Genomic DNA, 25,755 nt, shown 5'->3' on the forward strand with positions numbered 1-25,755 from the left:
TTAAACGGAATCCATCACCCGCGTTTGCACGCCGGCGACTTGACTGGTGCTGCCACGCGCGGGCAGCAGGATTTCAAAGGTGGTACCCGTTTTACCGGAACGGCAGGTGATCAGTCCCTGCATTTTTTTCACCAGGCTGTGGACGATGGACAGGCCCAGGCCATGGTGCGCGCCTTCCTTGGTGCTGCGCACTGCGGAGAACAGATTGGCCAGCACCTCGGCCGACAGACCAGGGCCGGTGTCGCTGACCACCAGTTCCAGGTAAAGCTTGCGTTCGCGGTTGACGTGACCGCGATTCGAGATTTCGATCTTGCCGCCGTCGGCCAGTGCCTCCACGGCGTTTTTAATCAGGTTGACCAGGATCTGCTTGAGCAGGTCGGCGTCGCCGTCGATTTCGGCCGGCTCCTCCTGCATGCGCACCACGATCTGCACCGAGGCCGGCACGAAGTCGGTGGCGCGGAACAGGCGCAGCACGTCGTCCACCACGCGGGCGACGTCGGTCACGCGCGAGGTCTCGGTCGGCTGCAGGTCGGCCAGGCCGTTGATCAATTGTCCAACGCGGTCGATCTCCTCGTTCAGGATGGACATCTCGCCCACCACCGGCTCGCGCTTGGCCAGCTTGCCGTCCAGGACCGACAGGTAATTCTTGATGATCGACAGCGGGTTGTTCACCTCGTGCACCACGCGGCGCGAGGCTTCGCGGTATTCCTCCGCCACGTGGGCGATCTGGCGCTTGGCGTGACCGCGCTCGCTGATCGCCGTTTCCAGCGCGGCGGCGGCCTGGGTGCCGAACGATTGCAGGAAGCGCTCGCGCTTCTGGAAGCCGGCCATCTGCCACGCCGGCGCGCCGCCGATCAACACGCCCAGGCAGCGCTGGTTGGCCACCAGCGGCACGCACACCATGGCCTCGCTGCCGAGGAGGCGGAACAGCTGTTCCTCGGCCACGCTCAGGGCCTGCTGCGGATTGCCGTCGCGGCTGACGAAGGCCAGCCTGCGCTCCAGCGCCGCATCGGCCACCACGCCGCCCTTGTTGAGCGGGATGACCAGTTCGGCCAGCCGTTGCTGCTGGTCGCCGGCGGCGGCGCCGTGCAGCGCGTGGCCGGTCGGATTCTCCAGCAGCACCACGGCGTTTTCAAAATCGAACAGGATGCGCGCCGAGCGCGTCATCGCCTCCAGCAGGCCGGACTCGCCCTGCTGGCGCGCGAAGGTCTGGCCCATCTCGGACACCAGCACCATGTTGCGCACTTCCTCGGACAGCCGCTGCTGCACCGGATCGACCGGCGGCGGCGCGTAGGCGGACGGCGGCGGCACGTCGTCGGCGCCGGCCAGGTCGATGCCCAGGTAGGCGGCCGACTTCTCCACCTGCCGCGCGGCGTTGTTGACCACCTGCTCCAGCGCCTCGGCATCGAGGCTGCACAGGTGGCCCGCTTCCTCGATGGCCTGCTGCTGGTCCTCGTGGAAGCACAGCAGGTGCGCCAGGCGCACCATGCGGATCAAGGGATGGGCCGACTCCAGGCGCGAAATCGGTTCGTGGTGATACAGCACGCTGTCGGCCAGGAAGGAGTCGAGGTGCCAGCGTTCGATCAGCCAGGCGCCCGCCTCCGAGTGGGTGATCTGCAGCGTGCGCTGCTCGACCGCGCACAGGTCCTCGTCGTCGCGCGCCATGAAGTTGAAGGCATATTCCTTGGGCGCGGTGGCCAGCAGCGCCAGGCGGCCGACGTTGTGCAGCAGGCCGGCGAGGTAGGCTTCCTCGACCTGCGGGTATTCCATCCGCTTGGCGATGTCGCGGGCGATGACGGCGGTGGTCAGGGAACCTTTCCAGAAACCGCGCAAGTCGGTGCTGCTCGAATGCGGGAAGCTGTTAAAGGTCTGGAACACGGATTCGCTGATGACCAGCGTCTTGATCATGTCGGTGCCCAGCGACACCAGCGACTGCTCCAGGCCGACCACGCGCGCGTTGCGGTGATAGGCCGAGCTGTTGGCGACGGTGAGGATCTTGCTGGTCATCGCCGCATCCTTGGCGATGAGCGCGGCCAGCTCCGGCATGCCGGCGTCGTCGGCCTGCAAGTGCTCAATCAACTTAATGAGTATCTGCGGCATTGCCGGCAGACGGGCAATCAGCAGGCGATTGCGAATATCATGGTCAGGTTGATGCATCGTATCAAGCGTTGTTTGGGCCGGTCGTTGTGCAAGAATCGGGGGCAATAATCAGGAGCAATAATTGCTGCCGAAAAGTTATACTAACATAAAGTCTCGTAGTAACTTAACAGCAAGTAAGATTTCTTTCTAAACTAAGTCAATTTCCTGCCGTAAATAATTACCGACCCGGATGGCGTAGAAGCATGCGCCGGTAATAGCGCGACGTCAACCACAAAACGAGAGCAGAGGCACTAAATGCCATCTGTCCCGCGGCTAACCAGAGCGCGGAGTGTGATAGGAAGGGCGCGACCACCCCCGCCACCACCGCGCCGAGCAGGGTGGTGGCGAAAGATTGGCAGGACGCCACCGTGCCGCGGATGTGCGGGAACAGGTCCAATGCCAGCAAGGTGGCGGCCGGCGCCACCACCGACATGCCGAAGGTGTAGAAGAAGATCGGCGCCACCGACCATGGCAGAGCGGGCGGCTGCAGCAGGTGGTAGCAAACGTTAAATGCCGACGCGGTCACCAGGAAACAAAATCCGATGCCGATCTGTCGCGAAAATGCCATCTTGCCGGCGATCCGGTTGGCGGCCAGCGCGCCGAGGAAAATCCCGCTCACCGACGGAATGAACAGCCAGCCGAACTGCGAGGCACCCAGCCCCAGGTGCTGCGGCAGGAACACCGGCGCCGACGAGATGTACAAAAACAGGCCGGCGAAATTGAGCGCCACCACGCCGGACTTGAGGTGGAACAGCGGCGAGCGCAGGATCTCGGTGTAGTTCCGCAGCAGGAAGCGCGGATTGAAGGGATGGCGCTTTTCCTTTGGCAGCGTCTCCGGCAGCTTGCGGTAGCAGTAGATGAACAGCAGCACGCTGTAGGCCAGCAGCGCCAGGAAGATCGCCCGCCAGTCGAACAGCGTGACCACCCAGCCGCCCAGGATGGGCGCGATGGCCGGCGCGATCGAGAAGATCATCGTCACCATCGACAGCAGGCGCGCGGCGGCGGCGTCCTCGTACAGGTCGCGGATGATGGCGCGCCCCACCACCACCCCGGCGCCGGACGACACGCCCTGCAGGATGCGGAACACCCACAGGTAATGCACGGTGTGCGCGGCGGCGCAGCCCAGCGTGCCGACCGCGAACATCGCCAGCGACACCAGGATCACGTTGCGGCGGCCGAAGGCGTCCGACAGCGCGCCGTGCCACAGCACCATGGCGGCGAAGGACAGCATGTAGAACGTCAGGCTTTGCTGGACCTCAATCGGGGTCGCGTTCAGCGTGGCCTGGATGTTGGGGAAGGCCGGCAGGTAGGCGTCGATGGAGAAAGGCCCCAGCATCGACAGCGCCGCCAGCACGGCGGCCAGCGCGCCGGCGCCGAGGACTTTCATGTGCGGCGGCTCGGGCGCCTCCGCGACGGGATCGGGGGGAAGATTGACGGGAGGTGTGGTGAACATGCGGTGCTTTCCGGCTGGGGCGCCGCGCCGGAAAGCGCGGCGCGTACTGCTTAGACTTCCTTCGGCTTGGCCGCTTCGCGGCGGTTGAAACCGGCCACCATATCGAAGCGGAACAAACGGCATTCCAGCGCGCCGTTGAAGAACGGCGTCTTGCGCGATTCCTTCAGGCGCAGCAGCTTGGGCAGGCCCAGGTCCGCCGTGAACAGGAACACCGTCCAGCCGGCGAAGCGCTGCTTGAGGGTGGTCGACAGCGCCGAGTAGAAGCTGGTCGCCAGTTCGTCCTCCGGCAGCGTGCTGTCGCCGCGCACGCCGATACGCTCGCCGTACGGAGGATTGGTCAGCAGGATGCCCGGCTGCTCGGTCGGCGCCTTCACTTCCTGCGCCTCGATCTGCTTGAGCGGCACGTCGAACATGATGCCGGCGCACTTCAGGTTATGGCGCGTCATCGCCACCATGTCGCCCGAGATGTCGGAGCCGAAGATGGTCGGCGATGCCGGCAGCGGATTGGCCTTGATCGAATTCTTCATCTCGTTCCACGGCGCCGGATCGAAGTCGTTGAAGGCTTCGAAGGCAAAGCGGCGGCGCGCGCCGGGCGGAATGCCCTGCACCATCTGCGCCGCTTCGCACAGGATGGTGCCGGAGCCGCACATCGGGTCGAACAGCGGCATGCCCGGCTTCCAGCCCGCCACGCGCAGCAGGCCGGCGGCCAGGTTCTCGCGCAGCGGCGCGTCGCCCGTCTCTTCGCGCCAGCCGCGCTTGAACAGCGCCTCGCCGGAGGTGTCGAGGTAGATGATGAACTGGCGCGCGTCGAGGAAGCCGACGATGCGCATGTCCGGTTCCTTGGTGTTGACCGAGGGACGCTTGTCGAACTGGTCGCGGAAGCGGTCGCAGATCGCGTCCTTGATTTTCAGCGTGGTGAACTCCAGGCTTTTCAGCGGGGACTTCACGGCGGTGACGTCGACGCGGATGGTGTGGTCGTAGGTGAACCAGTCTTCCCACGGCTGCGCCAGCACCAGGTCGTAGATGTCGTTCTCGTTCTGGTAGCCGGTGACGGCCATGCGCATCAGCACGCGCGACGCGATGCGCGAGTGCAGGTTGATGCGGTAGGAATCAAGCAGGTCGCCGGAGCAGTGCACCCCGCCCGGGACCTGGTTGTGCACCTTCATGGTGGTGCTCAGTTGGGCGATCTCGCCCAGTTCTTCGGCCAGCGCCGCTTCCATGCCGCGAGGGCATGGGCAAAAATAGGATGCCATAGGTGTACCTTTTGTCCGTTAAAAAACTAAAACTGCTTACTTCTGCATTGCCCGTTCCAGGAAGTCCAGGCGGTCCTGGCCCCAGAAACTCTCTCCATCCAACACATACCACGGCGAGCCGAACACGCTGGCCGCCGTCGCGTCTTCCGTATTGCGGTCGTACTCGGCCTGCACGCTGGCCGTTTCCGACGACTTGATCAAGGCCTTGCCATCGAGGCCAAGGCTGCCGGCGATCTGCACCAGCGTGTCCTCGTCGCCGATATTCTTTTCTTCGGCCCACAGGCCGCGCATCACCGCCGCCGACAGCGACATCGCCACGTCCACGCCATGCGTCAGGCGCGCGGCGATCAGCATGCGGTTGGCCAGCTCCGGCGACACCGGGAAAAACTTCGGCTGCACGTTCATCGGAATGCCGAGGAACTCCGACCAGCGCGTCAGCTCGAGCAGGCGGTAGGCCTGGCGCTGCGGCGCGCGCTTGGCCAGCGGCAGGCCGCCGGACACGCCGAACACCTTGCCCAGGTCGACCGGGCGCATATCGATTTGCACGCCGTGCTGGCGCGCCATGGCGACAAAACGCTCATGGCCCAGGTACGTCCACGGCGAATGGGCGGCGAAAAAATACTGGCAGACTTTACTCATGACACTCCGATCAGAATGGTTTGACCACAACCAGCAGCACTATCGCCAGCAGCATAAACACCGGCAGCTCATTGAACACGCGGAACCACTTGTGGCTGCGCGTGTTGACGCCCTTCTCGAACTTCTTGAGGATGGGGCCACAGGCGTGGTGATAACCGATCACCAGCACCACGAAGAACAGCTTGGCGTGCAGCCAGTGCGGCATCTGCGCGCCGTACTGCATCCACACCAGGATAGCGCCGAACACCACCGCGAACACCGACAACCACATCGAAAAACGATACAGCTTGCGCGCCATGAGCAGCAGGCGCGCGGTCGAGGCCTTGTCGGTCTCCATCGCCAGGTTGACGAAGATGCGCGGCAGGTAAAACACACCGGCCATCCAGGAGATCACGAAGAAAATGTGCAGCGCTTTAATCCAGAGCATACGTCTCCTTATTGACGGATTTCGCCGTGACCGAACACGACGTACTTCAGCGAAGTCAAACCTTCCAGCCCCACCGGGCCGCGCGCGTGCAGCTTGTCGTTGGAGATGCCGATCTCCGCGCCCAGGCCGTATTCGAAACCGTCGGCGAAGCGCGTCGAGGCGTTGATCATCACCGACGCCGAATCGACTTCGCGCAGGAAGCGCATCGCGGCCGTGTGGTCTTCCGTGACGATCGCCTCGGTGTGCTTGGACGAGTAATGGTTGATGTGCTCCATCGCCTCGTCGATGCCGTCGACGATTTTCACCGACAGGATCGCGGCCAGGTATTCGGTCGACCAGTCTTCCTCGACGGCGGCCACCAGGTGCGGATAGCCCGCGGCGGACAGGATCGCCATCGCCTCGGGATCGGCGCGCAGCTCGACCTGCTTGGTCGCGTACAGCTTGGCCAGTTCCGGCAGCACGGCGGGCGCGATGGCGCGCGCGACCAGCAGCGTCTCCATGGTGTTGCAGGTGCCGTAGCGGTGGCACTTGGCGTTGAACGCGATGTCCAGCGACTTCTTCATGTCGGCCTTGGCGTCGATGTAGACGTGGCAGATGCCGTCCAGGTGCTTAATCATCGGCACCGTCGCCTCTTCAATCAGGCGCGCGATCAGGCTCTTGCCGCCGCGCGGCACGATCACGTCCACGTACTGCGGCATGGTGATCAGCGCGCCCACGGCCGCGCGGTCGGTGGTGTCGACCACCTGCACGCCGTCCTCCGGCAGGCCGGCGCCCAGCAGACCTTCCTTGACCAATTTGGCCAGCGCGCGGTTGCAGTGGATCGCTTCCGAGCCGCCGCGCAGGATGGTGGCGTTGCCGCTCTTGATGCACAGGCCCGCCGCGTCCACCGTCACGTTCGGGCGCGATTCGTAGATGATGCCGATCACGCCCAGCGGCACGCGCATCTGGCCGACCTGGATGCCGGTCGGGCGGAACTTCAGGCCCGAGATTTCGCCGATCGGATCGGGCAGCGCGACGATCTGGCGCAGGCCTTCCACCATCGTCGCGATGGCCTTGTCGGACAGCGCCAGGCGGTCCAGCATGGCCGGGGCCAGGCCGTTGGCGGCCGCCGCGTCCATGTCCAGCTGATTGGCGGCGCGCAGTTGGGCGGCGTCGCGCTCGATCGCGTCGGCGATCAGCGTCAGCGCGCGGTTGCGGGTCGCGCTGTCGGCGCGGGCCATGGCGCGCGATGCCTTGCGCGCCTGCTGGCCCAGTTGTTCCATGTAGTGCTTGATATCCATCGGTAGCTTTCCTATCCGCCGCGTGCGACTTTCAGTCCCAGTTGCAGCATCGCGTCCCACGCGTCGCCGGCGTGCGCTTTGGCGCGCAAGCCCTTGATCATCTTGTCGACCTGCGCCGCGTCCTTCATCGCCGCTTCCAGTACCGGCAGCGAGATGCGGCGCAGCGCCGGCTCCATCATGCGTTCCTTCGGTCCCCAGATGCGATACTCCTTGAGCAGCGCACCCAGAGGACGGCCCTGCGCCATGCCCGCCTTCAGCTTGAGCAGCGTGCGGATCTCCTCCGACACGGCCCACAGCACCAGCGGCAGCGCCTCTCCCTCGCCCTTCAAGCCTTCCAGCATGCGCACCAGACGCGCCGGATCGCCCGACAGCATCGCTTCACTGAGCTTGAACACGTCGTAACGCGCCACGTTCAGCACCGCTTCGTGCACCTGCTCGTAGGTCAGCTTGCCCGGCTCGTGCAGCAAGGCCAACTTCTGTATCTCCTGATGGGCCGCAAGCAGATTGCCTTCAACGCGATCGGCGATGAAATCGATGCTCTGTCTATCCGCGCTTTGCCCTTGTGCGGCAAGGCGCTGGCCTATCCAATTGGGTAACTGCGCCCGTTCAATCTGCGCGATGTCGATATACACCGCCGCCTGCTGCAGGCTGGCGACCCACGCCGCCTTCTGCGTCTGCCAATCCAGCTTGGGCAGGGTTATCAGGGTCAGATTGTCCGGGCTTAAATCCTTCACATAATTCTGCAGCGCCGCGCCGCCGTCCTTGCCCGGCTTGCCGGTCGGGATGCGCAGCTCGATCAGCTTCTTGTCACCGAACAGCGACAGCGCCTGGTTGGACGCCAGCAGCTCGCCCCACTTGAAGCTGCGCTCCACGGTCAGCACGTCGCGCTCGGAATAGCCTTGCGCGCGCGCCGCCTTGCGGATCTTGTCCGCGGCCTCCAGCGCCAGCAGATGCTCGTCGCTGGTGATCACGTACAGCTGGGACAACGATTTCGTCAAATGACCGTCCAGCGCTTCTAACCGCAATTGCATCGCGCGCCCTTACTGGATAGGCACGGCGGGCACGGACGGCGTCGGCAACGCCGGCGGCGGCAGCGACACCTGCTGCGGCTTGATGGCCGCGATACGGCGCATCATCTGCTGCACCAGGTCCGTCTGCATATCCTTGTACAGCAGCGCTTCTTCCTGCTCCTTCGCCAGCAACTGGGTCTCGTTGAAGTCGATGGGGCGGGTCAGCAGGATCTGCGTGCGGCCCAGCAGCTCCTTGCCCTGTTTATCCAGGACGCGGAACACGATGTTATACGACAGCAGGTACTGGCTCACGCGGCCATTGCGGTTCAGCGTCAAAATGGTTTTGGTGCGGGTCTTCTCGGGGTCGGACAGCACCTCGATCACGCCATCCGCATCCTTGGCCGCGTTGACGACGGTGGTGCCGCCGTTGGCGCGGATGTTGCGCTTCAAATCGATGGCCAATGGCGACGCTTCCGGCAGTCCGACATACATCGTCGGGAACGGCAGCGTGTAGTGGCCGCCGTCGCCGCGCAGATGGAAGCCGCAGGCCGACACGGTCAGCGCCACGGCCAGCACCGCGGCGGCCAGCCGGCCGCGCCGGAACAACTCGGAAGTAGTCAGCATGTTTGAATCCAGTTAAACCACGATGTTGATCAATTTGCCCGGCACCACGATGACCTTCTTCGGCGTGCCTTCGATGAACTTCTGCACCGCCTCGTTGGCCAGCGCCGCAGCTTCGATGCTCGCCTTGTCGGCGGTCTTGGCCACGACCACGCTGCCACGCAGCTTGCCGTTCACCTGGATCATCATCTCGATCTCGGACTGCTCCAGCGCCGCCGGATCGACCTGCGGCCACTGCACGTTGAGGATGTCGCCGTGCGCCTTGGCGTAGCCCAGTTCTTCCCACAGCACGTGGGTGATGTGCGGGGCGACTGGGTTCAGCAGGCGCAGGAAGATCGAATAGCCTTCGGACAGCGACGCGGCATCCGCGTCCTTGGCCGATTCCAGCGTGTTCAGCATCTTCATGCAGGCCGATACCACGGTGTTGTACTGGATGCGCTTGATGTCGTAGTCAGCCTGCTGCAGCACTTTATGCAGTTCGCGACGCAGGGTCTTGCCGGCGTCGGTGGTGGCGGTCGCGGTCAGCGGCGCGCCGATGGCGGCGATGGCGTCGCGCTGCGCGTAGCCGAAGCCCCACACGCGGCGCAGGAAGCGGTTGGCGCCTTCCACGCCGCTGCCCGACCATTCCAGCGTCTGTTCCGGCGGCGAGGCGAACATCGTGAACAGGCGCGCGGTGTCGGCGCCGTATTGTTCGATCTGCGCTTGCGGGTCGATGCCGTTGTTCTTCGACTTCGACATCTTCTCGGTGCCGCCGATGTTGACCGGCTGGCCGTCGGTCTTCGAGACCGCGCCTTGCGGGCGGCCCTTGTCGTCCAAGGTCAGGTCGACGTCGGCCGGATTGAACCAGGTCTTCTTGCCGGCGGCGTCTTCGCGGTAGTAGGTCTCGTTGAGCACCATGCCCTGCGTGAGCAGGTTGACGAACGGCTCGTCGAACTTGACCAGGCCGAAGTCGCGCATGATCTTGGTCCAGAAGCGCGCGTACAGCAGGTGCATGACGGCGTGTTCGATGCCGCCGATGTACTGGTCCATCGGCATCCAGTAGTCATTGCGCTCGTCGACCATCTTGTCCGAACCCGGCGAGGTATAGCGCATGTAGTACCACGACGAATCGACGAAGGTGTCCATCGTATCGGTCTCGCGGCGCGCAGGCTTGCCGCACTGCGGGCAGTCGCACTTGAGGAAGGCTTCGTATTTGTTCAGCGGATTGCCGGTACCATCGGGTACACAGTCTTCCGGCAGCACCACCGGCAGGTCTTTTTCCGGCACCGGCACCACGCCGCAATCGCCGCAGTGGATCATCGGGATCGGCGTGCCCCAGTAGCGCTGGCGCGAGATGCCCCAGTCGCGCAGGCGGAAGGTGATCTTCTTCTCGCCCAGGCCCTTGGCTGCCATGTCGGCGGCCACCGCGTCCACGGCTTCCGCGTAGCGCAGGCCGTCGTACTTGCCGGAGTTGGTGACGATGGAGACGTCCTTGTCGCCGTACCATTCCTGCCAGGCGTCGGTGGAGAACTCCTTGCCCTCGGCCTTGATGACCTGCTTGATCGGCAGGTTGTATTTTTTAGCGAAGGCGAAATCGCGCTCGTCGTGCGCGGGCACGCCCATGACGGCGCCGTCGCCGTAGGTGATCAGCACGTAGTTGCCGACCCAGACCTCGACCTGCTCGCCGGTCAGCGGATGGGTGACGAACAGGCCGGTCGGCATGCCCTTCTTCTCCATCGTCGCCATGTCGGCTTCGATCACGGAGCCCAGCTTGCACTCGGCGTTGAAGGCCGCCAGTTCGGGATTGGTCTGCGCGGCGTGGATCGCCAGCGGATGCTCGGCCGCCACGGCGCAGAAGGTCACGCCCATCACGGTGTCCGGACGGGTGGTGAAGACGTACATCTTGCCGTCCTGGATCAGCTGGCCGTCGGCGCCCTTGATCTGGTGCGGGAAGGCGAAGCGCACGCCGGTCGACTTGCCGATCCAGTTGGTCTGCATGGTGCGCACGCGCTCAGGCCAGCCTGGCAGCTTGTCGTCGACATAGGCCAGCAGCTCATCGGCGTAATCGGTGATGCGGGCGTAGTACATCGGGATCTCGCGCTTTTCGATCAGCGCGCCGGAACGCCAGCCGCGGCCATCGACCACCTGCTCGTTGGCCAGCACGGTCTGGTCGATCGGATCCCAGTTCACGGTACCGGTCTTCTTGTAGATGATGCCTTTTTCCAGCATCTTCAGGAACATCCACTGGTTCCACTTATAGTATTCCGGCTTGCACGCGGTCATTTCGCGCGACCAGTCGATCGCCAGGCCCATCGACTCCATCTGCTCGCGCATGTGGGCGATGTTGGAGTAGGTCCATTGAGCGGGCGGCACGTTGTTGGCCATCGCCGCGTTTTCCGCCGGCATGCCGAACGCATCCCAGCCCATCGGCATGAGCACGTTGTAGCCGTTCATGCGCAGGTAGCGGTACATCACATCGTTGATCGTATAGTTGCGGACGTGGCCCATGTGCAGCTTGCCCGACGGATAAGGCAGCATCGAACAGGCGTAATACTTCCCTTTCGGGAAACGCGGGTCGTGTTCGACGGCCTTGTAGGCGTCGATGGCTTTCCAGTGCGATTGAGCGGCTTTTTCTACGTCAGCGGGACTATATTTATCTTGCATGATGGTGTGCGGCCAATAAGTGTATATGAACCGGACATTATAACCCAGGGGGTCAAGTCTGACATTCGGACACGGCCCCGGCCGTACTGAGGAAGAGCTCGTGTCCGAATGTCAGACTTGACCCCAAAGTTGGTTGGGCGCAAAGGTATACTGCGCGGATGTACTATCGCGAATATCCTCCCCATCCGGCGCTGGCCGCGCACGTCGAGTGCATGTGGGCCGCCCGCGCGCCCGGCGGTGCGCATACGCACCGGGTGTTGCCGGATAATTGTGTCGATATTCTTTGGCAGGATGGCGGACAGCCTGGCTTTGCGGTCGGCATGATGAGCAGCGCCATCCTGGTCGCCAGCGATGGGCCGCTGCGGACGGTGGCGGTGCGCTTCAAGCCGGGCGCGGCGGGCGCCTTCCTGGCCGCGCCGCTGCATGCGCTGACCGATCAGCGGGCGGATATCGACCAGCTCTGGGGGCGCGGCGATGCGGAACGGCTGGCCGATGCGCTGTGGACCTGCGAGCTGTCCGACCGCGAGCGCATCGCTGTCATCGAGCATCAATTGCTGTACCGGCTGCGCGCTTCAGGCGACGCGGCCACGGGGCGCGGGCCGGCCGCACGCGGCGCCGGCACGCCTGGCGACGCGGGCGGTCGCTTGATCCAGCGCGCTTTGGCTGCGCTGGAGGCCAGCGACGGCGCGCTGCGCATCGAGCAGCTGGCGGACCAGTTGGCCGTGTCGCGCCAGCACCTGGCGGCGTTGTTCCGTGCGCGGGTCGGGCTGTCGCCCAAGCTGTATGCGCGTATCTGCCGCTTTCGGCGGGCCGCCGCCGCGCTCAAGGCCTCGCCGGGGGCGGACTGGGCACAACTGGCGCTCGATTGCGGCTATTTCGACCAGTCGCACCTGATCCACGATTTCCAGGAGTTCGCCGGCAGCGCGCCGGAGCGCTTCCTGCTGGGCGCCTAGCTTCCATTTTTACAATCGCGCCCGCTGCCGATGTGCCAAGATGGCGTTTTCAACATCTCAGTGGAGACTAGCATGATCAAGGGATTACGCACCGTGGCCTATCCGGTCGCCGACCTGGCGGCCGCCAAGGCGTGGTACAGCAAGGTGTTCGATACGGCGCCCTACTTCGACCAGCCGTTCTACGTCGGCTTCAACGTCGGCGGCTTCGAGCTGGGCCTGATCCCGGACGGCAAGCCGGCGCAGGCCGGCAGCATGGTCTACTGGGGCGTGGACGACATCGCCGCCGAAGTGGACCGCATCGTCGCGCTGGGCGCCACCGTGCACGGGGCGATCCAGGACGTGGGCGAGAACATCAAGACGGTGGAATTGGCCGACCCGTTCGGCAATCTGCTTTGTCTGATCGACAACCCTCATTTCGATTTGGCAGCGGTACGCTAGCGGATGTGGCAGTATACGCGCCTCCGAAAATGAAAGAGGTCGCACCATGTCCCGCCGTAACGCCAATCTGATCAAGTCGCCCGAACAAATCGTCCAGGCGCGCGTCGCCGCCCAGCTGGCGGCCGACGTGCTGACCATGATCACGCCTCACGTCAAGGCCGGCGTCAGCACGGGCTACCTCGACAAGCTGTGCAACGACTACATCGTCAACGTGCAGCAGGCGATTCCCGCAAACGTGGGCTATGGCGGCTTCCCGGCCACCGTGTGCAGCTCGGTCAACCATGTGGTGTGCCACGGCATTCCGAAGGACGACCACATCCTCAAGGATGGCGACATCATCAACCTCGACGTCGCCGTCATCAAGGATGGCTGGCACGGCGACACCAGCCGCATGTACTACGTGGGCGAGCCGTCCAAGGCCACCCGCAAGCTGGTCGAGACCACCTATGCGGCGATGTGGGCCGGCATCCGCGCGGTCAAGCCGCGCGCGACGCTGGGCGACGTCGGCTTCGCGATCCAGACCGTGGCCGAGAAGGCCGGCTACAGCGTAGTGCTCGATTACTGCGGCCACGGCATCGGCATGGTCTACCATGACGAGCCGCAGGTGGCGCACTATGGCCGTCCGGGCCAGGGCGTGGTGCTCAAGGCGGGCATGTTGTTCACGATCGAGCCGATGATCAATGCCGGCAAGGCGGCGACCAAGGAATTGAATGACGGCTGGACCGTCGAGACGCGCGACAAATCGCTGTCGGCGCAGTGGGAGCACATGGTGCTGGTGACCGAGACCGGCTTCGAGGTGCTGACCTTGGCCCCGGGCGAGACCGGCGCCAAGTCGCAGATCCCGAACTCGGTGCCGGCCGGCGTGGTCAGCGCAGCGTAAGCTTCAGGGCCGGCTTCTCGCCGTAGTCTTCGTAGCGCTCGTTGATGCCGGCCACGCAGTAGCTCACTTCTTCCAGGATGTCGGGCACGGTGGCCTTCATGGCCTCGGCGTTGGTGATGACGATGTCCAGCACCTCGTTCGGCTTGAGGCGGAACTTGCTCATGCCGTCCTCGTCGCGCAGGTAGCTCAGGCAATCGACCCAGGCGTCCATGGTGTTGCCGTAGGTGTCGGGGAAGCCCAGCGCGGCCTTGCAGGCGGCGTGGAAGCTGGCGAAATCGGTGATCGCCGCGCCGTTCAGTTCTGCGGTTGCCATTATTTTTTCTCTTTCTTCGGGTCCGTGACGAATCCCAGTTTCGTTAATCCATGCGACTGCGCGGCGGCCATCACCTGCGCCACCACTTCGTAGCGGGTGTCCTTGTCGGCGCGCAGCTGCAGCTCCGGCTGCGGCTCCAGCTTGGCCGCGTCGACCAGCCGCGCCTCCAGCACGCTGAGCTCGACCGGGTCGTTGTTCCAGAAGATCTTGCCGGCGCCGTCGATCGACAGCGTGACCGTGGCGGCCTGCTGCGAATTGGCCTGGGCCTGCGCCTTCGGCAGCTCCAGCTTGACGGCGTTGGTGAACATCGGCGCGCTGAGGATGAAGATCACCAGCAGCACCAGCATCACATCCACCATCGGCGTGACGTTGATATCGGCCATCGGCCCCGGATTGCGGTGGTGGTTGAATGCACCAAAGCTCATGCGTCCTCCTTACTTGGCCGCACGCTCGCCCGTGGTCAGGTAGGCGTGCAGGTCGTGCGCGAAGGCGTCCAGCTCGGCCAGGGTCAGCCGGTTGACGCGGTTGAAGCCGTTATACGCCAGCACCGCCGGGATGGCCACCGTCAGGCCGATGGCGGTCATGATCAGCGCCTCGCCCACCGGGCCGGCCACTTTGTCGATCTGCACCGTGCCGCTGGCCGAGACATTGGCCAGCGCGTGGTAGATGCCCCACACCGTGCCCAGCAGCCCGACGAAGGGCGCGGTGGCGCCGATCGAGGCCAGCAGCGTCAGGCCGCCTTCGAGGCGGTTGGTGGAATTCTGGATCGCCACCCGCAGCACGCGGGTGACCTGCGCGGCATGGCCCATTTCGCCGCCCAGCGACGCGCGGCCGCCGGTCTTGAGCTGCGCCGCGCCTTGCTGCGCCAGCGGCAGGAACACCTGCTCGGGATCGGCCAGGGTCAGCGCGGCCACGCCGTCCTGCATCGACGGCGCCTCCCAGAACGCTTGCACGGCCGGCGCGCCGCGGCGGATGCGCAGCGCGGCGTAGGCCTTGGACAAAATGAAGAACCAGCTCACCAGCGACATCGCCAGCAACACCAGCGCCACGATGTGGCTGATGGTGTCGCCCTGTTCCCAGTAGCCGGCCAGGGTGAAGTGGTTGGGCGTCATCAGTTCAGCGCCAGCACGTCGTTCATGTCGTACAGGCCGGTGGCCTTGTCGGCCAGGAAGCGGCAGGCGCGCAGCGAGCCGTGCGCGTAGGTCACGCGGCTGCTGGACTTGTGGCTGATCTCGATGCGCTCGCCGGTGCCGGCGAACAGCACGGTGTGGTCGCCGACGATGTCGCCGCCACGGATGGTGGCGAAGCCGATCGACGACGGATCGCGCTCGCCGGTCACGCCTTCGCGCGCATAGACCGCGCAATCCTTGAGGTCGCGGCCCAGCGCGTCGGCCAGCACTTCGCCCATCTTCAGCGCGGTGCCGGACGGGGCGTCGACCTTGTGGCGGTGGTGGGCTTCGATCACTTCGATGTCGTAGCCGACCGCCAGCGCCTTGGCGGCCTGCTGCAGCAGCTTGAGCGTGACGTTGACGCCGACGCTGAAGTTGGGCGACATGACGATGGCGGTCTTCTTGGCCGCTTCGGCGATCGCCGCCTTGCCCGCTTCATCAAAGCCGGTGGTGCCGATGACCATCTTGATGCCGTGCTCGGCGCAATACGCCAGATGATCCAGCGTGCCCTCGGGGCGGGTGAAGTCGATCAGGAACTGCGCGCCGGCCAGGCCCTTGGCCAGGTCCGATTCCACCAGCACGCCGGCCGGCTTGCCGAGGAAGGCGGCGGCGTCGCTGCCGATGTTGGCCGAGCCCGCGCGGTCCAGCGCGCCGGACAGGCGGGCGTCGGGCGCGTCCAGCACCGCTTCGATCAGGATGCGGCCCATGCGGCCGCCGGCGCCGGCGATGGCGATGTTCAGGTCTGTCATGCGTCTGTCCTCGTGCTTATTTCTTGTCGTTGCTCACCGTGACGCCGATCGGCGAGGCGGCGGAGTTGTCGGCGCCGGCCGGGATCGGCGCGGTGTTCGACACCGGACGCGCGTCCGGCGTGCTCAGGTCCTTCTTGACCTTGGGCGCCGGGCCGGCGATGCGGGCGATGTAGTCTTTTTCGGTCGGCAGGTTGCCGCCTTCCCAGCGCGCCACCTTGCCGTCCTTGTCGAAGAACACGATCACGCGGCTGGTGGTGATTTCGCCGTTGCCCTTGGCCATGCGGAACGCGTAGTCCCAGCGGTCGGCGTGGAACGGGTCGGTCAGCAGCGCGGTGCCGAAGATGAAGCGCACCTGCTCGCGCGTCATGCCGGTCTTCAGTTGCGACAGCATCTCCTCGGAGACGAAGTTACCCTGCTGGATGTCCGGACGGTACGGCGAGAAGAACCACATGAACTTCTGCAGCTTGGTGATGGTGGTGGTCTGCGCGCCCTTGCTGGCGTCGAGCGTGGTGCCGGTTTCTTTCACCTCGGTCGATTTCTCGCCCAGCGTGGTGTTGGACGCGCAGCCGCCCGCGGCCAGCGCGACGCAAACGGCGCCGGCCAGCAGCGGGGCGCGGCGGGTGAAACGGTGCAACAAAGACTGCGATAAAGCCTGGGTGACGCGCATGGTTGTCCTCAATCTGATCGAGCGGAAGTGCCGAAAAACGCTATATCATAAAGCACAAGGTGCGACATGGGGCTGCGCGGGCACTCCGGGAGACCGCATTATCCAGCAAAACGGCAAGTATGTCCTTGTTTTATAAAGATTAATTGTAAAACATTGCAAATGTAAATTTCACGCCGGCGGCGCCGCGCGGCGCGCAGGGTGCGGTGGCGGCCGGAGTGCGTTAAACTGTCGCCTAGCTATCGCCAACCACCATTAAGAGTCGCCACCATGAGTAACAATCCCACCGATCTGAAGGCCAGCGGCCTCAAAGCCACGCTGCCACGCCTCAAAATCCTGGACATCTTCCAGAACAGCGAAGTGCGCCACCTGACCGCCGAGGATGTCTACAAGATCCTGTTGGCCGAAAATATGGACGTGGGCCTGGCGACCGTGTACCGGGTGCTGACCCAGTTCGAACAGGCCGGCCTGCTGAACCGCAATCACTTCGAGACCGGCAAGGCCATCTTCGAATTGAACGAGGGCTCGCACCACGACCATCTGGTGTGCCTGGATTGCGGCCGGGTGGAGGAATTCTTCGATGAGGAAATCGAGACGCGCCAGCAAGTGGTGGCCAAGGAGCGCGGCTTCAAGATCGCCGAGCACGCGCTGGCCATCTACGGCAACTGCACCAAGACCGCCTGCCCGCACCGCCCGTAAGACACGGGGATCAACACGGGGCCGGCTTAATTGTGGCTGAGCGCGTTGGACAGCAGCTTGGCCGTGATATCCACAATCGGTATCACCCGCTCATACGCCATGCGCGTCGGCCCGATCACGCCCAGCGTGCCGACGATCTTGCCGTTGGCCGTGTATGGCGCGGTCACCACGCTCATCTCGTCCATCGGCACCAGGCTTGATTCGCCGCCAATGTAGATCTGCACGCCGCTGGCCTTGCTCGACACGTCGAGCAGCTGCATCAGGCCGGTCTTCTGCTCGAACATGTCGAACATCTGCCGCAGCGAGGTCATGTTGGACGACAAATCGCTCACCGACAGCAGGTTGCGCTCGCCCGAGATGACCATGTCGTCCGAGCTGTCGGCCATCGCCTCGCTGCCCGCCTCCACCGCCGCCTGCATCAGCCGGCCCATGTCGTCACGCAGCTGGCGCACCTCGGTCTGCAGCCGATGGTGCACCTCGTCGAAGGCCAGGCCGCCGTAGTTCTGGTTGATGTAGTTGGCCGACTGCACCAGCTGCGCGGGGCTGTAGTCGACGTCGGTCAGCAGCAGCCGGTTCTGCACGTCGCCAGTCGGGCCGACGATCACCAGCAGGATGCGCTTCTCGCCCAGCCGCAGGAACTCGATCTGCTGGAACACCGATTCGCGCCGCGGGCTGAGCACCACGCCGGCGAACTGCGACAGCGACGACAGCATCTGCGCCGCGTTGGAAATCATCTTGTGCGGCTGCGGCGCCTGCAGCCGCATGCGCGACTCCACCGCGTGCTCGTCGAGCTGCTGCACGGTGAGCAGCGTGTCGACAAAGATACGGTAGCCGCGCGGCGTCGGCACCCGGCCGGCCGAGGTGTGGGGACTGGCGACGTAGCCCAGTTCCTCCAGGTCCGCCATGATGTTACGGATGGTGGCCGGCGACAGGTCCAGTCCGGAGATCTTGGACAGGGCGCGCGAGCCCACCGGCTGGCCGTCCGCGATGTAGCGTTCGACGAGGGCCTTGAGCAAGGTTTGTGCGCGTGTATCGAGTTGCATGTTCATTCACTGATGGTATTTCTGCTTATTATGCACGCTCCGCGCCGGACGGGGGCCATGGCGTGGCGTCAATGCTGCATTTGCGCACGAACCCATGCCAGAAGTTCATCAAAACTGGCGCAGGTGGCGTCCGGCGCGATGCCCGCTTCGTGCTGCGCTCCCCGGCGGTTCATCCACACCGCCCGCAGGCCGGCGCCCTGCGCGCCCTGCACGTCCAGCCGCAGGTCGTCGCCGACGTAGACCGCGTCGGCCGGCGCCACGCCCATCGCCTCGCAGGCGGCCAGGAAGATGGACGGGTCGGGCTTGGCGCGGCCGAAGCGCGACGAGGCCAGCACAGTATCGAAATGGTGGTGCATGCCGATGAGTTCAAGGTCGGCGTTGCCGTTGGTGATCACGCCCAGGCGCAGCATGGCCTGCAGCTCCGCCAGCGCGGCCGGCACGTCGCCGAACGGCGTGACGGCGTTGCGTTGCACGTGGAAGTGGCGCATGGCGCCCTCGATGTGGGCGGCGTCGGCGCCGGCCTCGGCGAAGGCTTCCTCCAGCGCCAGCCGGCGCAGCCGGTACAGGTCGACCACGAGCTCGGGCCGCTGTTCCAGCAGGGCCATGCGGCGCGCGCGCAGCGCCTCGATGGAGTAGCGCTGGGTCACCTCGGGCGCGTGCTCGGCCAGCCAAGCGTGCCAGCTGGTTTCCGCCGCCGCGATCACCGGGCCGATCGGCCACAGGGTGTCGTCCAGGTCGAACAGCAGGGCGTGGGGGCGGCGTGGCGTCATGGCGGGCAAACGAAAATGAAAGATGCGATATTGTCGCACCGATTGCCGCCCGGCGAGGGCGTGGTAAATTACCGGATTGCCCCGCTGGAGATTCCGTGCCCTTGACTAAGCTTGCCGCCCTTGCCACCGTTGCTCCACTTGCCACAATCCGCCGCCGCCCGGCGCGGCCGCTGGCCGGCGCCCTGACCGCAGCCGCCCGGAAGGCCGCAGCCCTGACGGCCGGAGCCTTCGCGGCCTCCGCGCTGCTGGCCGGCTGTGCCACCGTCGGCCAGCCGCCGGCCTTCACCTCCTTCGTGGTGCTGGGCGAAGGCGGCGCCGCCGTGGCGCGCGTGCTGATCGACGCCCCGGCCTGTCCCGACATCGTGGTCGACGGCCGCCCGCTGCCGATGACGCTGCGCGCGCCGGCCGCCACCTTGCCGCTGCGCCCCACGGCGTCGGCGCCGGCCGACTCCAAGCCGGCCGCCTTCCCGCTGCTGACCTGCGAAGCGCCGCTGCCGGCCGGTAGCCACGCCCAAGCCAGCGTGCTGGGCCGCGCACTGCCGCGGCCGGTGGCCGCGCCGCGCCGCATCGTGGTCATCGGCGACACCGGCTGCCGCCTGCAAAAAAACTCCAACAGCTACCAGCCCTGCAACCGCGCGGCCGACTATCCGTTCGCCGCCATCGCGGCCGCCGCCGCCGCGTGGGGTCCGGAGCTGGTGGTCCACGTCGGCGACTACCACTACCGCGAGAACGCCTGCCCGGACGGCGACGCCGGTTGCGCCGGCAGTCCGTGGGGCTACGGCTGGGACGCCTGGAACGCCGACTTCTTCGCGCCCGGCGCGGCGCTGCTGCGGGCGGCGCCGTGGATCATGGCGCGCGGCAATCACGAGAACTGCCAGCGCGGCGGCCAGGGCTACTGGCGCCTGCTGGATCCGCGCCCGCTGGTCGCCGGGCGCGACTGCAACAACGCCGCCGACGACGCGCTCGGCAACTACAGCGCGCCCTACGCCGTGCCGATCGGCCAGGACACCCAGCTGCTGGTGCTCGACACCGCCAATACCACCTGGAAGGGCTTCAAGCCGGGCGAGCAAGGCTACGACGCCTACCGCACGCTGTACCGCCAGCTGGACGCGCTGGCGCAGCGGGCGCCGCGCAACATCGGCATCACCCACCATCCGCTGCTGGGCATGGGCGCCGATCGCCGCGCCGACGGCTCGGTGCGGCTGCTGACGGGCGACGCCGGCCTGCAGCAGACCTTCGGCTCGCTCAATCCGGGCCTGCTGCCGGCCTCGGTGCAGGCCATGCTGTCCGGCCACGTGCACCTGTGGGAGCAGGTCAGCTTCGCCAGCGGCCATCCGAGCCAGTTCATCTCCGGCTTTTCCGGCACCGCCGAGGACACCGTGCCGCTGCCCGAGCGCCTGCCGGACGGCGTGACGCCGGCGCCGGGCGCGCGGGTCGAGCAGTTCAGTTCCTGGGTCGACGGCTTCGGCTTCATGACCATGGAACGCCAGGACGCCGACCGCTGGCTGGTGCAGGTGCACGACCTGCAGGGCCGGGTGCGCAACAGCTGCCAGCTCGACGGCAAGCGCTCGCGCTGCGCGGTGGCGCAGGTGCGCTGAGCGCCGCGGCGGCGCGGGGTGTCACAAGCTGTTACATCGCTTAGCGGCCCCGGTGTTACCAAATGCACTAAAATACCGGCCAACGCGTGTAAGATGCTGCACCCGCCCGTTGCCCGGCCCTATTCGATTTGGAGAGAGATTGTTATGAAAAGTGTGTACCTGCGTTCAGGCCTCGCCCTGGCGTGCGCCGCCCTGCTGAACGCCTGCGGCGGCGGCAACGGCAACCTGGCCCTGTCGGGCACGATCAGCGGCCTGACCAAGCCCGACCTGGTCCTGATCAACAAGAAGACCAATGAGCGCCTGGCCATCCCGGCCAACACCAGCAGCTTCGTGTTCACCCGCCTGGCCGCGGTCGACGAGGAATTCGACATCGAAGTCGACACCCAGCCCACCGGCGCCAAGTGCACGCCGGCCGGCACCTCCAACATCGGCAAGGCCAACGCCTACACCTCGTATTCGATCGGCTTCACCTGCGTGACCAATCCATGGACGCTGGGCGGCAACGTCAGCGGCCTGCGCTATCAGGGCCTGGTGCTGGCCAACGGATCCGACCTGGTCAGCGTGCTGCCGGCGGCCACCGCCGACGCCAAGGTCGCTTTCACCTTCCCCAGCAAGGTCGGCGACGGTGCGCCATACGGCGTGACGGTGCTGTCGCAACCGGTCGATCCGGCCACCAAGCAGACCCAGGTCTGCACGGTCGCCAACCCCACCGGCAACATGCCGGGCAAGGACTACGGCGACCTGGTCGTCACCTGCAACTAATTCCGGCGCCGGCCCTCCGCGCGAGGGCCGGCCCGCCCGCCTCTTTTTGGAGTACACCATGAAATTTTCGACTTTGAGCGCCGTTGCGGCGCTGATGCTGGCCGCCGCGCTGTCCGCCTGCGGCGGCAAGGCCCAATTCGCCGTGCAGGGCACCATCGAGGGCTTGAACAACAACGGCCTGGTGCTGGCCAACGGCAGCGACACGCTGACGGTGCCGTCCGGCACCACCAGCTTCACGATGCCGCGCCAGATTTCCTACGGCACCGACTACAACGTCACCGTGCAGGCCAACCCGGCGCACCAGACCTGCGCGCCGATCGCCGGCGCCTCCGGCTCGGCCGGCCACACGGTGTCGATCGCAGTGGCGATCCGCTGCATCCAGAACAGCTACACGGTGGGCGGTTATTTCACCGGCCTGTTCCCGAACAACGACGGCACCGCCACCACCGCCGCCACCCCGCGCGTGGTGGTGTTGCTGAACGGCTCGACCGGCGGCCAGGTCTCGGTGTCGAGCGCCAACGCCAACGACACCGTGCTGGGCAAGGGCGAGTTCCAGTTGCCGGCGGTGGCCGACGGCGCGGCCTACGGCGTGACCATCCTGTCGCAGCCGGCCGACATCAACTGCACGCTGGCCAACAACACCGGCGTGGTCAACGGCGTCATCGTCAGCAACATGATCCTGAACTGCACACCGAAGTAAGGACGGAAGGGAGCGGGAGGGAGAGGGAAGCAGTTATTCGTTATCGTGATGATCGATATTCGAAAAATAAAGTTGCGTTATATGTCGCGTCGCAGCATACTGCACCTGTCTCCTCCACTTCTTGCAAAGGAATTGGATTTAGCCCGCTTTCACCAGCGGGCTTTTTTTTGTCTACAGCAGATTGGCCAGCGCCACGTATTGCGCCAGGCCCACCGTTTCCGGACGCATGGTCGGGTCGATGCCCGCCTCGACGATCTGCGCCTCGGTGAACATGCCGGCCAGGCAGTTGCGGATCACCTTGCGCCGCTGCGAGAACGCCTTCAGCACCACCGCCTCCAGCTTGGCGCCGTCGCACGGCAGCGGGTTGGCCACCGGGATCATGCGCACGATCGCCGACTCCACCTTCGGCGGCGGGTCGAACGCTTCCGGCGGCACCACGAACAGCAGCGACATGTCGTAGCGCCATTGCAGCATCACCGACAGCCGGCCGTAGGTCTTGCTGCCCGGCTCGGCCACCATGCGCTCCACCACTTCCTTTTGCAGCATGAAATGCTGGTCCTGCACCAGCGGCGCGAACGTCGCCAGGTGGAACAGCAGCGGGCTGGAGATGTTGTACGGCAGGTTGCCGACCACCCGCAGCTTGCGCCCGGCCGGCACCGGGATGCTGCCGAAGTCGAACTTGAGGGCGTCGCCGGCGTGGATGGTCAGCTTGGCCGGGTTGTAGGTCTTTTCCAGCCGCGCCACCAGGTCGCGGTCGAGCTCGACCACGTGCATCTTGTCCAGCGTGCGCATCAGCTGCTCGGTCATCGCGCCCAGGCCGGGCCCGATCTCGACCATCGTGTCGTCCGGCGCCGGGGCGATGGCCTCGGTGATGCTGGAGAGGACGTATTTGTCGTGTAAAAAGTTTTGGCCGAAGCGTTTGCGGGCGACGTGTTTCATAGTTGTTCTTGGTTGAGGTGAAGGGAGGCGTTGGCCATCGCCACGGCGGTGTCGAGCGCGGCGTCCATGCTGCCGCCATCGGCCAGGCCGAGGCCCCGGGCCGCCAGGTCCAGCGCGGTGCCGTGGTCGACCGAGGTGCGGATCAGCGGCAGGCCCAGCGTGATGTTGACGCCGCGCCCGAAGGTGGCGTACTTGAGCACCGGCAGGCCCTGGTCGTGGTACATGGCCAGCACGCAGTCGGCGTCCTGCAGGTATTTGGGCTGGAACAGCGTGTCGGCCGGGTACGGGCCGGAGGCGGCTATGCCGCGCGCCTGCGCCGCCGCGATGGCCGGCGCGATGATGTCGATCTCCTCGCGCCCCAGGTAGCCGCCCTCGCCCGCGTGCGGGTTCAGGCCGCACACCAGGATGCGTGGCGCGGCGATGCCGAACTTGGTGCGCAGGTCGTGGTCGATGATGTCGAGCACGCGCGCCAGGCCGTCCTGGCTCAGCGCGGCCGCCACGTCCTTGAGCGGCAGGTGGGTGGTGGCCAAGGCGACGCGCAATGGCGGCGGCATTGGCGCATCGGCCGGCGCGGCCGGCTGGCCGGCCAGCATCATCACCACCTGCGGCGTGCCGGTGCGCTCGGCGAAGTATTCGGTGTGGCCGGAGAACGGCACGCCGGCGTCATTGATGGTGCTCTTTTGCAGCGGCGCGGTGACCACCGCCTCGAACCAGCCGGCCTCGATGCCCTCGATGGCGGCGTCCAGCGTGGCCAGCACGCTGCGGCCGTTTTCCTTGTCCAGCTGGCCCGGCACGACGTGGGCCGCCAGCGGCACGTCGATCACCGTCACGCGCTCCGGTCCGAAGTGCGGCAGGCCGCCGTTGCGCACCGCCTGCAGCGACAGCGCCGACAGCTTGATTTCGGGATTGATGTAGCTGGCCGTCATGGCCAGGAAGGCGGCGTCGCCCAGCAGCACGCAGTTGACTTCGGCGCGGCGCGCCCAAGCGGCGCGGATCGCCAGCTCGGGGCCGATGCCGGCCGGCTCGCCGACGGTGACGGCGATGGCCGGACGGGCGCCGCGCGCGCGGCGGGCGGTGGCTTGGGGGCGCAGCGCGCTGCGCCCGGAGTGTTGAGTGGCGCTCACGCGGGTTCCCCTGGTTGGCTTACTTGGCGGCGGTGCCGTCGTCGGTGCGGAATTCCACGTAGGCGCGGTCGCGCACTTCGCGCTGCCAGCTCTCGGCCGCTTCCTCGACCTTGCGTTCGCGGATGGCCTGGCGCGCGTTGTTGCGCTCGCGCTCCTTGGAGACGTCGTCGCTCTTGCGCTCGAGCACCTCGATCAGGTGCACGCCGAAGCTGGTCTCGACCGGCTGGCTCACTTCACCGATCTTCAGGGCGTTGATGGCGGCCTCGAACTCCGGCGTGACGTCGCCCGGATACAGCCAGCCCAGGTCGCCACCCTTGGCGGCCGAGCCGTCGTTCGACACCAGCCGCGCCAGGTCCTCGAACTTGGCCGCGTGGTTGTCCAGGCGCTCCTTCAGTTCCAGCAGCTTGCGCTTGGCGTCGGCCACGCTCATGGTCGGCGTGACCTTGATCAGGATGTGGCGCACGTGGGACTGCTGCACGGCGGCGACCGCCTGCGCCTCGGCCAGGCTGCGGCGGTCGACCGCCTTGAGGATGTGGAACGCGCCCACGCTCTTGATGATCGGCGTGACCTGGCCCGGCTTGAGCTTGCTCAGCGCCTCGGCAAACACCGGCGGCAGCCGCTCGGGCTGGCGCCAGCCCACCACGCCGCCCTGCAGGGCGTCGCTGGCGTCCGAATAGGTGGCGGCCATCTTGGCGAAGTCGGCGCCGGTGCGCAGCTGGCGCATCACTTCCTCGGCGCGCGCGCGGCGCTGGGCGATCACCTCGGCGGTGGCGTTGTCCGGGATGCGCACCATGATCTGCGAGATGTTGATCTCGAACTGCTCGGCGGCGGCGGCCTTCTCGGCCGCGATGAAGCTGTCCACCTCGGCCTCGGAGATCTGGATCTTGGCGTCCACCTCGTGCTCACGCAGGCGCTGCATGATGATCTCCTCGCGGATCTGCTCGCGGAACTCGGCGTACGGCGTGCCCTCCTTTTCCATCTGGTTGCGCAGTTCCTGCACCGACAGCTTCTGCGCCTCGGCGATGCGGCCGATGGCGCGGTCGAGCTGCTGGTCGTCGACCCGCACGCCCATCTCCTTGGCCATCTGCAGCTGGGCGCGCTCGACGATCATGCGCTCGAGCAGCTGGCGGCGCAGGTCGGCCGGATCCGGCATCTGCACGTTCTGCGCCTTCATGCGCGCGGTGACGGACTTGATGCGGTTGGTGAGCTCGCGCTGGGTGATGACGTCGTCGTTGACCACCACCACGATGGAGTCGATCGCCACGTTGCCGGTCTCGCCGGGCGGCAGGAAGCCCTTGCCGTCGGACTTGACGGCGGACTTGGCGGCCGGCGCGGCGGCGGGCGCGGTGCTCGGCGCGCTGGCCGGGGCGGCGGCCGGCGCGGCAGGGGCCGGCGCCGGCTTCTTCGAGAACAGGCTGCAACCGCCCAGGGCGGTGGTGCACAACAGGACTGCGAGAATTTTCGTTTCGAACTTCATCTTAAGAACGCT

26 protein-coding genes are annotated in these 25,755 nt (G+C 65.9%); 7 read left to right on the forward strand and 19 right to left on the reverse strand.

Annotated features, from left to right (window positions below):
• The 9 genes from ACUJB0_RS23515 to leuS all read right to left on the reverse strand — a co-directional run bounded on the left by ACUJB0_RS23515 (position 1) and on the right by leuS (position 11,465).
• On the reverse strand, positions 1 to 2,100 hold the full coding sequence (locus ACUJB0_RS23515) for an HDOD domain-containing protein (protein ID WP_444847338.1): 2,100 nt from the start codon (positions 2,098 to 2,100) through the stop codon (positions 1 to 3).
• Positions 2,101 to 2,317: 217 nt separating this feature from the next.
• Positions 2,318 to 3,592: a multidrug effflux MFS transporter gene (locus tag ACUJB0_RS23520; RefSeq protein ID WP_444847339.1), complete on the reverse strand. Its 1,275-nt coding sequence runs from the start codon at positions 3,590 to 3,592 to the stop codon at positions 2,318 to 2,320.
• Positions 3,593 to 3,642: 50 nt separating this feature from the next.
• The gene (locus ACUJB0_RS23525; RefSeq protein ID WP_444847340.1) at positions 3,643 to 4,845 is read right to left on the reverse strand and encodes a THUMP domain-containing class I SAM-dependent RNA methyltransferase; all 1,203 of its coding nucleotides are present in this window, start codon (positions 4,843 to 4,845) and stop codon (positions 3,643 to 3,645) included.
• Positions 4,846 to 4,881: 36 nt separating this feature from the next.
• Positions 4,882 to 5,484 carry a 2-hydroxychromene-2-carboxylate isomerase gene (locus tag ACUJB0_RS23530; protein WP_444847341.1) on the reverse strand — a complete coding sequence of 201 codons (603 nt, stop codon included), beginning with the start codon at positions 5,482 to 5,484 and terminating at the stop codon, positions 4,882 to 4,884.
• Between the two features lie 10 nt (positions 5,485 to 5,494).
• Positions 5,495 to 5,911 (reverse strand): CopD family protein, encoded by a 417-nt coding sequence (locus ACUJB0_RS23535; RefSeq protein ID WP_444847342.1) that lies wholly within the window; start codon positions 5,909 to 5,911, stop codon positions 5,495 to 5,497.
• A gap of 8 nt (positions 5,912 to 5,919) precedes the next feature.
• The gene (locus tag ACUJB0_RS23540; RefSeq protein ID WP_444847343.1) at positions 5,920 to 7,191 is read right to left on the reverse strand and encodes a glutamate-5-semialdehyde dehydrogenase; all 1,272 of its coding nucleotides are present in this window, start codon (positions 7,189 to 7,191) and stop codon (positions 5,920 to 5,922) included.
• Between the two features lie 11 nt (positions 7,192 to 7,202).
• A complete protein-coding gene (holA, locus tag ACUJB0_RS23545) occupies positions 7,203 to 8,222 on the reverse strand; it encodes a DNA polymerase III subunit delta (protein WP_444847344.1) in 1,020 nt (339 codons plus the stop codon).
• 9 nt (positions 8,223 to 8,231) lie between these two features.
• Positions 8,232 to 8,825: an LPS-assembly lipoprotein LptE gene (locus ACUJB0_RS23550; protein WP_161086790.1), complete on the reverse strand. Its 594-nt coding sequence runs from the start codon at positions 8,823 to 8,825 to the stop codon at positions 8,232 to 8,234.
• 12 nt (positions 8,826 to 8,837) lie between these two features.
• Entirely contained in the window at positions 8,838 to 11,465 is a 2,628-nt protein-coding gene (gene leuS, locus ACUJB0_RS23555) for a leucine--tRNA ligase (protein ID WP_444847345.1), read from the reverse strand.
• Positions 11,466 to 11,623: 158 nt separating this feature from the next.
• Here leuS and ACUJB0_RS23560 point away from each other — a divergent pair, with 158 nt between their 5' ends.
• The 3 genes from ACUJB0_RS23560 to map all read left to right on the forward strand — a co-directional run bounded on the left by ACUJB0_RS23560 (position 11,624) and on the right by map (position 13,736).
• Entirely contained in the window at positions 11,624 to 12,418 is a 795-nt protein-coding gene (locus ACUJB0_RS23560) for an AraC family transcriptional regulator (RefSeq protein ID WP_444847346.1), read from the forward strand.
• A 72-nt stretch (positions 12,419 to 12,490) separates the two neighbouring features.
• A complete protein-coding gene (locus ACUJB0_RS23565) occupies positions 12,491 to 12,856 on the forward strand; it encodes a VOC family protein (RefSeq protein WP_444847347.1) in 366 nt (121 codons plus the stop codon).
• Positions 12,857 to 12,902: 46 nt separating this feature from the next.
• Positions 12,903 to 13,736, forward strand: coding sequence for a type I methionyl aminopeptidase (map, locus tag ACUJB0_RS23570; RefSeq protein WP_444847348.1), 834 nt, complete (start codon positions 12,903 to 12,905; stop codon positions 13,734 to 13,736).
• On the opposite strand, the gene ACUJB0_RS23575 is transcribed toward map, so the two are convergent.
• The 5 genes from ACUJB0_RS23575 to ACUJB0_RS23595 are packed head-to-tail and all read right to left on the reverse strand — an operon-like array spanning position 13,723 to position 16,634.
• Positions 13,723 to 14,049: a barstar family protein gene (locus ACUJB0_RS23575; protein ID WP_444847349.1), complete on the reverse strand. Its 327-nt coding sequence runs from the start codon at positions 14,047 to 14,049 to the stop codon at positions 13,723 to 13,725. The two genes, map and ACUJB0_RS23575, sit on opposite strands and share 14 nt — an antisense overlap.
• Positions 14,049 to 14,474 carry an ExbD/TolR family protein gene (locus tag ACUJB0_RS23580; RefSeq protein ID WP_444847350.1) on the reverse strand — a complete coding sequence of 142 codons (426 nt, stop codon included), beginning with the start codon at positions 14,472 to 14,474 and terminating at the stop codon, positions 14,049 to 14,051. The genes ACUJB0_RS23575 and ACUJB0_RS23580 overlap by 1 nt, the downstream gene beginning before the upstream one ends.
• Before the next feature lie 9 nt (positions 14,475 to 14,483).
• Positions 14,484 to 15,161: a MotA/TolQ/ExbB proton channel family protein gene (locus ACUJB0_RS23585; protein ID WP_444847351.1), complete on the reverse strand. Its 678-nt coding sequence runs from the start codon at positions 15,159 to 15,161 to the stop codon at positions 14,484 to 14,486.
• Positions 15,161 to 15,967 (reverse strand): 4-hydroxy-tetrahydrodipicolinate reductase, encoded by an 807-nt coding sequence (gene dapB, locus ACUJB0_RS23590; protein WP_444847352.1) that lies wholly within the window; start codon positions 15,965 to 15,967, stop codon positions 15,161 to 15,163. The genes ACUJB0_RS23585 and dapB overlap by 1 nt, the downstream gene beginning before the upstream one ends.
• A gap of 16 nt (positions 15,968 to 15,983) precedes the next feature.
• A complete protein-coding gene (locus ACUJB0_RS23595; RefSeq protein ID WP_444847353.1) occupies positions 15,984 to 16,634 on the reverse strand; it encodes an outer membrane protein assembly factor BamE in 651 nt (216 codons plus the stop codon).
• Between the two features lie 267 nt (positions 16,635 to 16,901).
• On the opposite strand from ACUJB0_RS23595, the gene fur reads away from it, so the two are divergent.
• Positions 16,902 to 17,330 carry a ferric iron uptake transcriptional regulator gene (gene fur / locus ACUJB0_RS23600; protein WP_444847354.1) on the forward strand — a complete coding sequence of 143 codons (429 nt, stop codon included), beginning with the start codon at positions 16,902 to 16,904 and terminating at the stop codon, positions 17,328 to 17,330.
• Positions 17,331 to 17,356: 26 nt separating this feature from the next.
• Here fur and hrcA read toward each other — a convergent pair whose 3' ends face one another.
• Both hrcA and ACUJB0_RS23610 read right to left on the reverse strand, forming a co-directional pair.
• Complete coding sequence (gene hrcA, locus ACUJB0_RS23605) at positions 17,357 to 18,373, reverse strand: heat-inducible transcriptional repressor HrcA (RefSeq protein WP_444847447.1); 1,017 nt, start codon at positions 18,371 to 18,373, stop codon at positions 17,357 to 17,359.
• A 68-nt stretch (positions 18,374 to 18,441) separates the two neighbouring features.
• Positions 18,442 to 19,143: an HAD family hydrolase gene (locus tag ACUJB0_RS23610; RefSeq protein WP_444847355.1), complete on the reverse strand. Its 702-nt coding sequence runs from the start codon at positions 19,141 to 19,143 to the stop codon at positions 18,442 to 18,444.
• Positions 19,144 to 19,238: 95 nt separating this feature from the next.
• Here ACUJB0_RS23610 and ACUJB0_RS23615 point away from each other — a divergent pair, with 95 nt between their 5' ends.
• The 3 genes from ACUJB0_RS23615 to ACUJB0_RS23625 all read left to right on the forward strand — a co-directional run bounded on the left by ACUJB0_RS23615 (position 19,239) and on the right by ACUJB0_RS23625 (position 22,203).
• Positions 19,239 to 20,741, forward strand: a complete 1,503-nt coding sequence (locus ACUJB0_RS23615) for a metallophosphoesterase family protein (RefSeq protein ID WP_444847356.1) — start codon at positions 19,239 to 19,241, stop codon at positions 20,739 to 20,741.
• Between the two features lie 144 nt (positions 20,742 to 20,885).
• The gene (locus tag ACUJB0_RS23620; RefSeq protein ID WP_444847357.1) at positions 20,886 to 21,503 is read left to right on the forward strand and encodes a hypothetical protein; all 618 of its coding nucleotides are present in this window, start codon (positions 20,886 to 20,888) and stop codon (positions 21,501 to 21,503) included.
• A 58-nt stretch (positions 21,504 to 21,561) separates the two neighbouring features.
• Entirely contained in the window at positions 21,562 to 22,203 is a 642-nt protein-coding gene (locus tag ACUJB0_RS23625) for a hypothetical protein (RefSeq protein WP_444847358.1), read from the forward strand.
• Positions 22,204 to 22,374: 171 nt separating this feature from the next.
• Here ACUJB0_RS23625 and rsmA read toward each other — a convergent pair whose 3' ends face one another.
• From rsmA to ACUJB0_RS23640, 3 genes are read right to left on the reverse strand one after another with little or no spacing between them, the layout of a single operon-like run.
• The gene (gene rsmA, locus ACUJB0_RS23630; RefSeq protein WP_444847359.1) at positions 22,375 to 23,142 is read right to left on the reverse strand and encodes a 16S rRNA (adenine(1518)-N(6)/adenine(1519)-N(6))-dimethyltransferase RsmA; all 768 of its coding nucleotides are present in this window, start codon (positions 23,140 to 23,142) and stop codon (positions 22,375 to 22,377) included.
• Positions 23,139 to 24,233 (reverse strand): 4-hydroxythreonine-4-phosphate dehydrogenase PdxA, encoded by a 1,095-nt coding sequence (pdxA, locus tag ACUJB0_RS23635; RefSeq protein WP_444847448.1) that lies wholly within the window; start codon positions 24,231 to 24,233, stop codon positions 23,139 to 23,141. Before pdxA ends, rsmA begins: the two co-directional genes overlap by 4 nt.
• A 52-nt stretch (positions 24,234 to 24,285) precedes the next feature.
• A complete protein-coding gene (locus ACUJB0_RS23640) occupies positions 24,286 to 25,743 on the reverse strand; it encodes a peptidylprolyl isomerase (RefSeq protein WP_444847449.1) in 1,458 nt (485 codons plus the stop codon).
• Positions 25,744 to 25,755 lie beyond the last annotated feature (12 nt).

Origin of the sequence: Duganella caerulea (assembly GCF_040362985.1) — a bacterium.
GTDB classification, from domain to species: domain Bacteria; phylum Pseudomonadota; class Gammaproteobacteria; order Burkholderiales; family Burkholderiaceae_D; genus Rugamonas; species Rugamonas vulcania.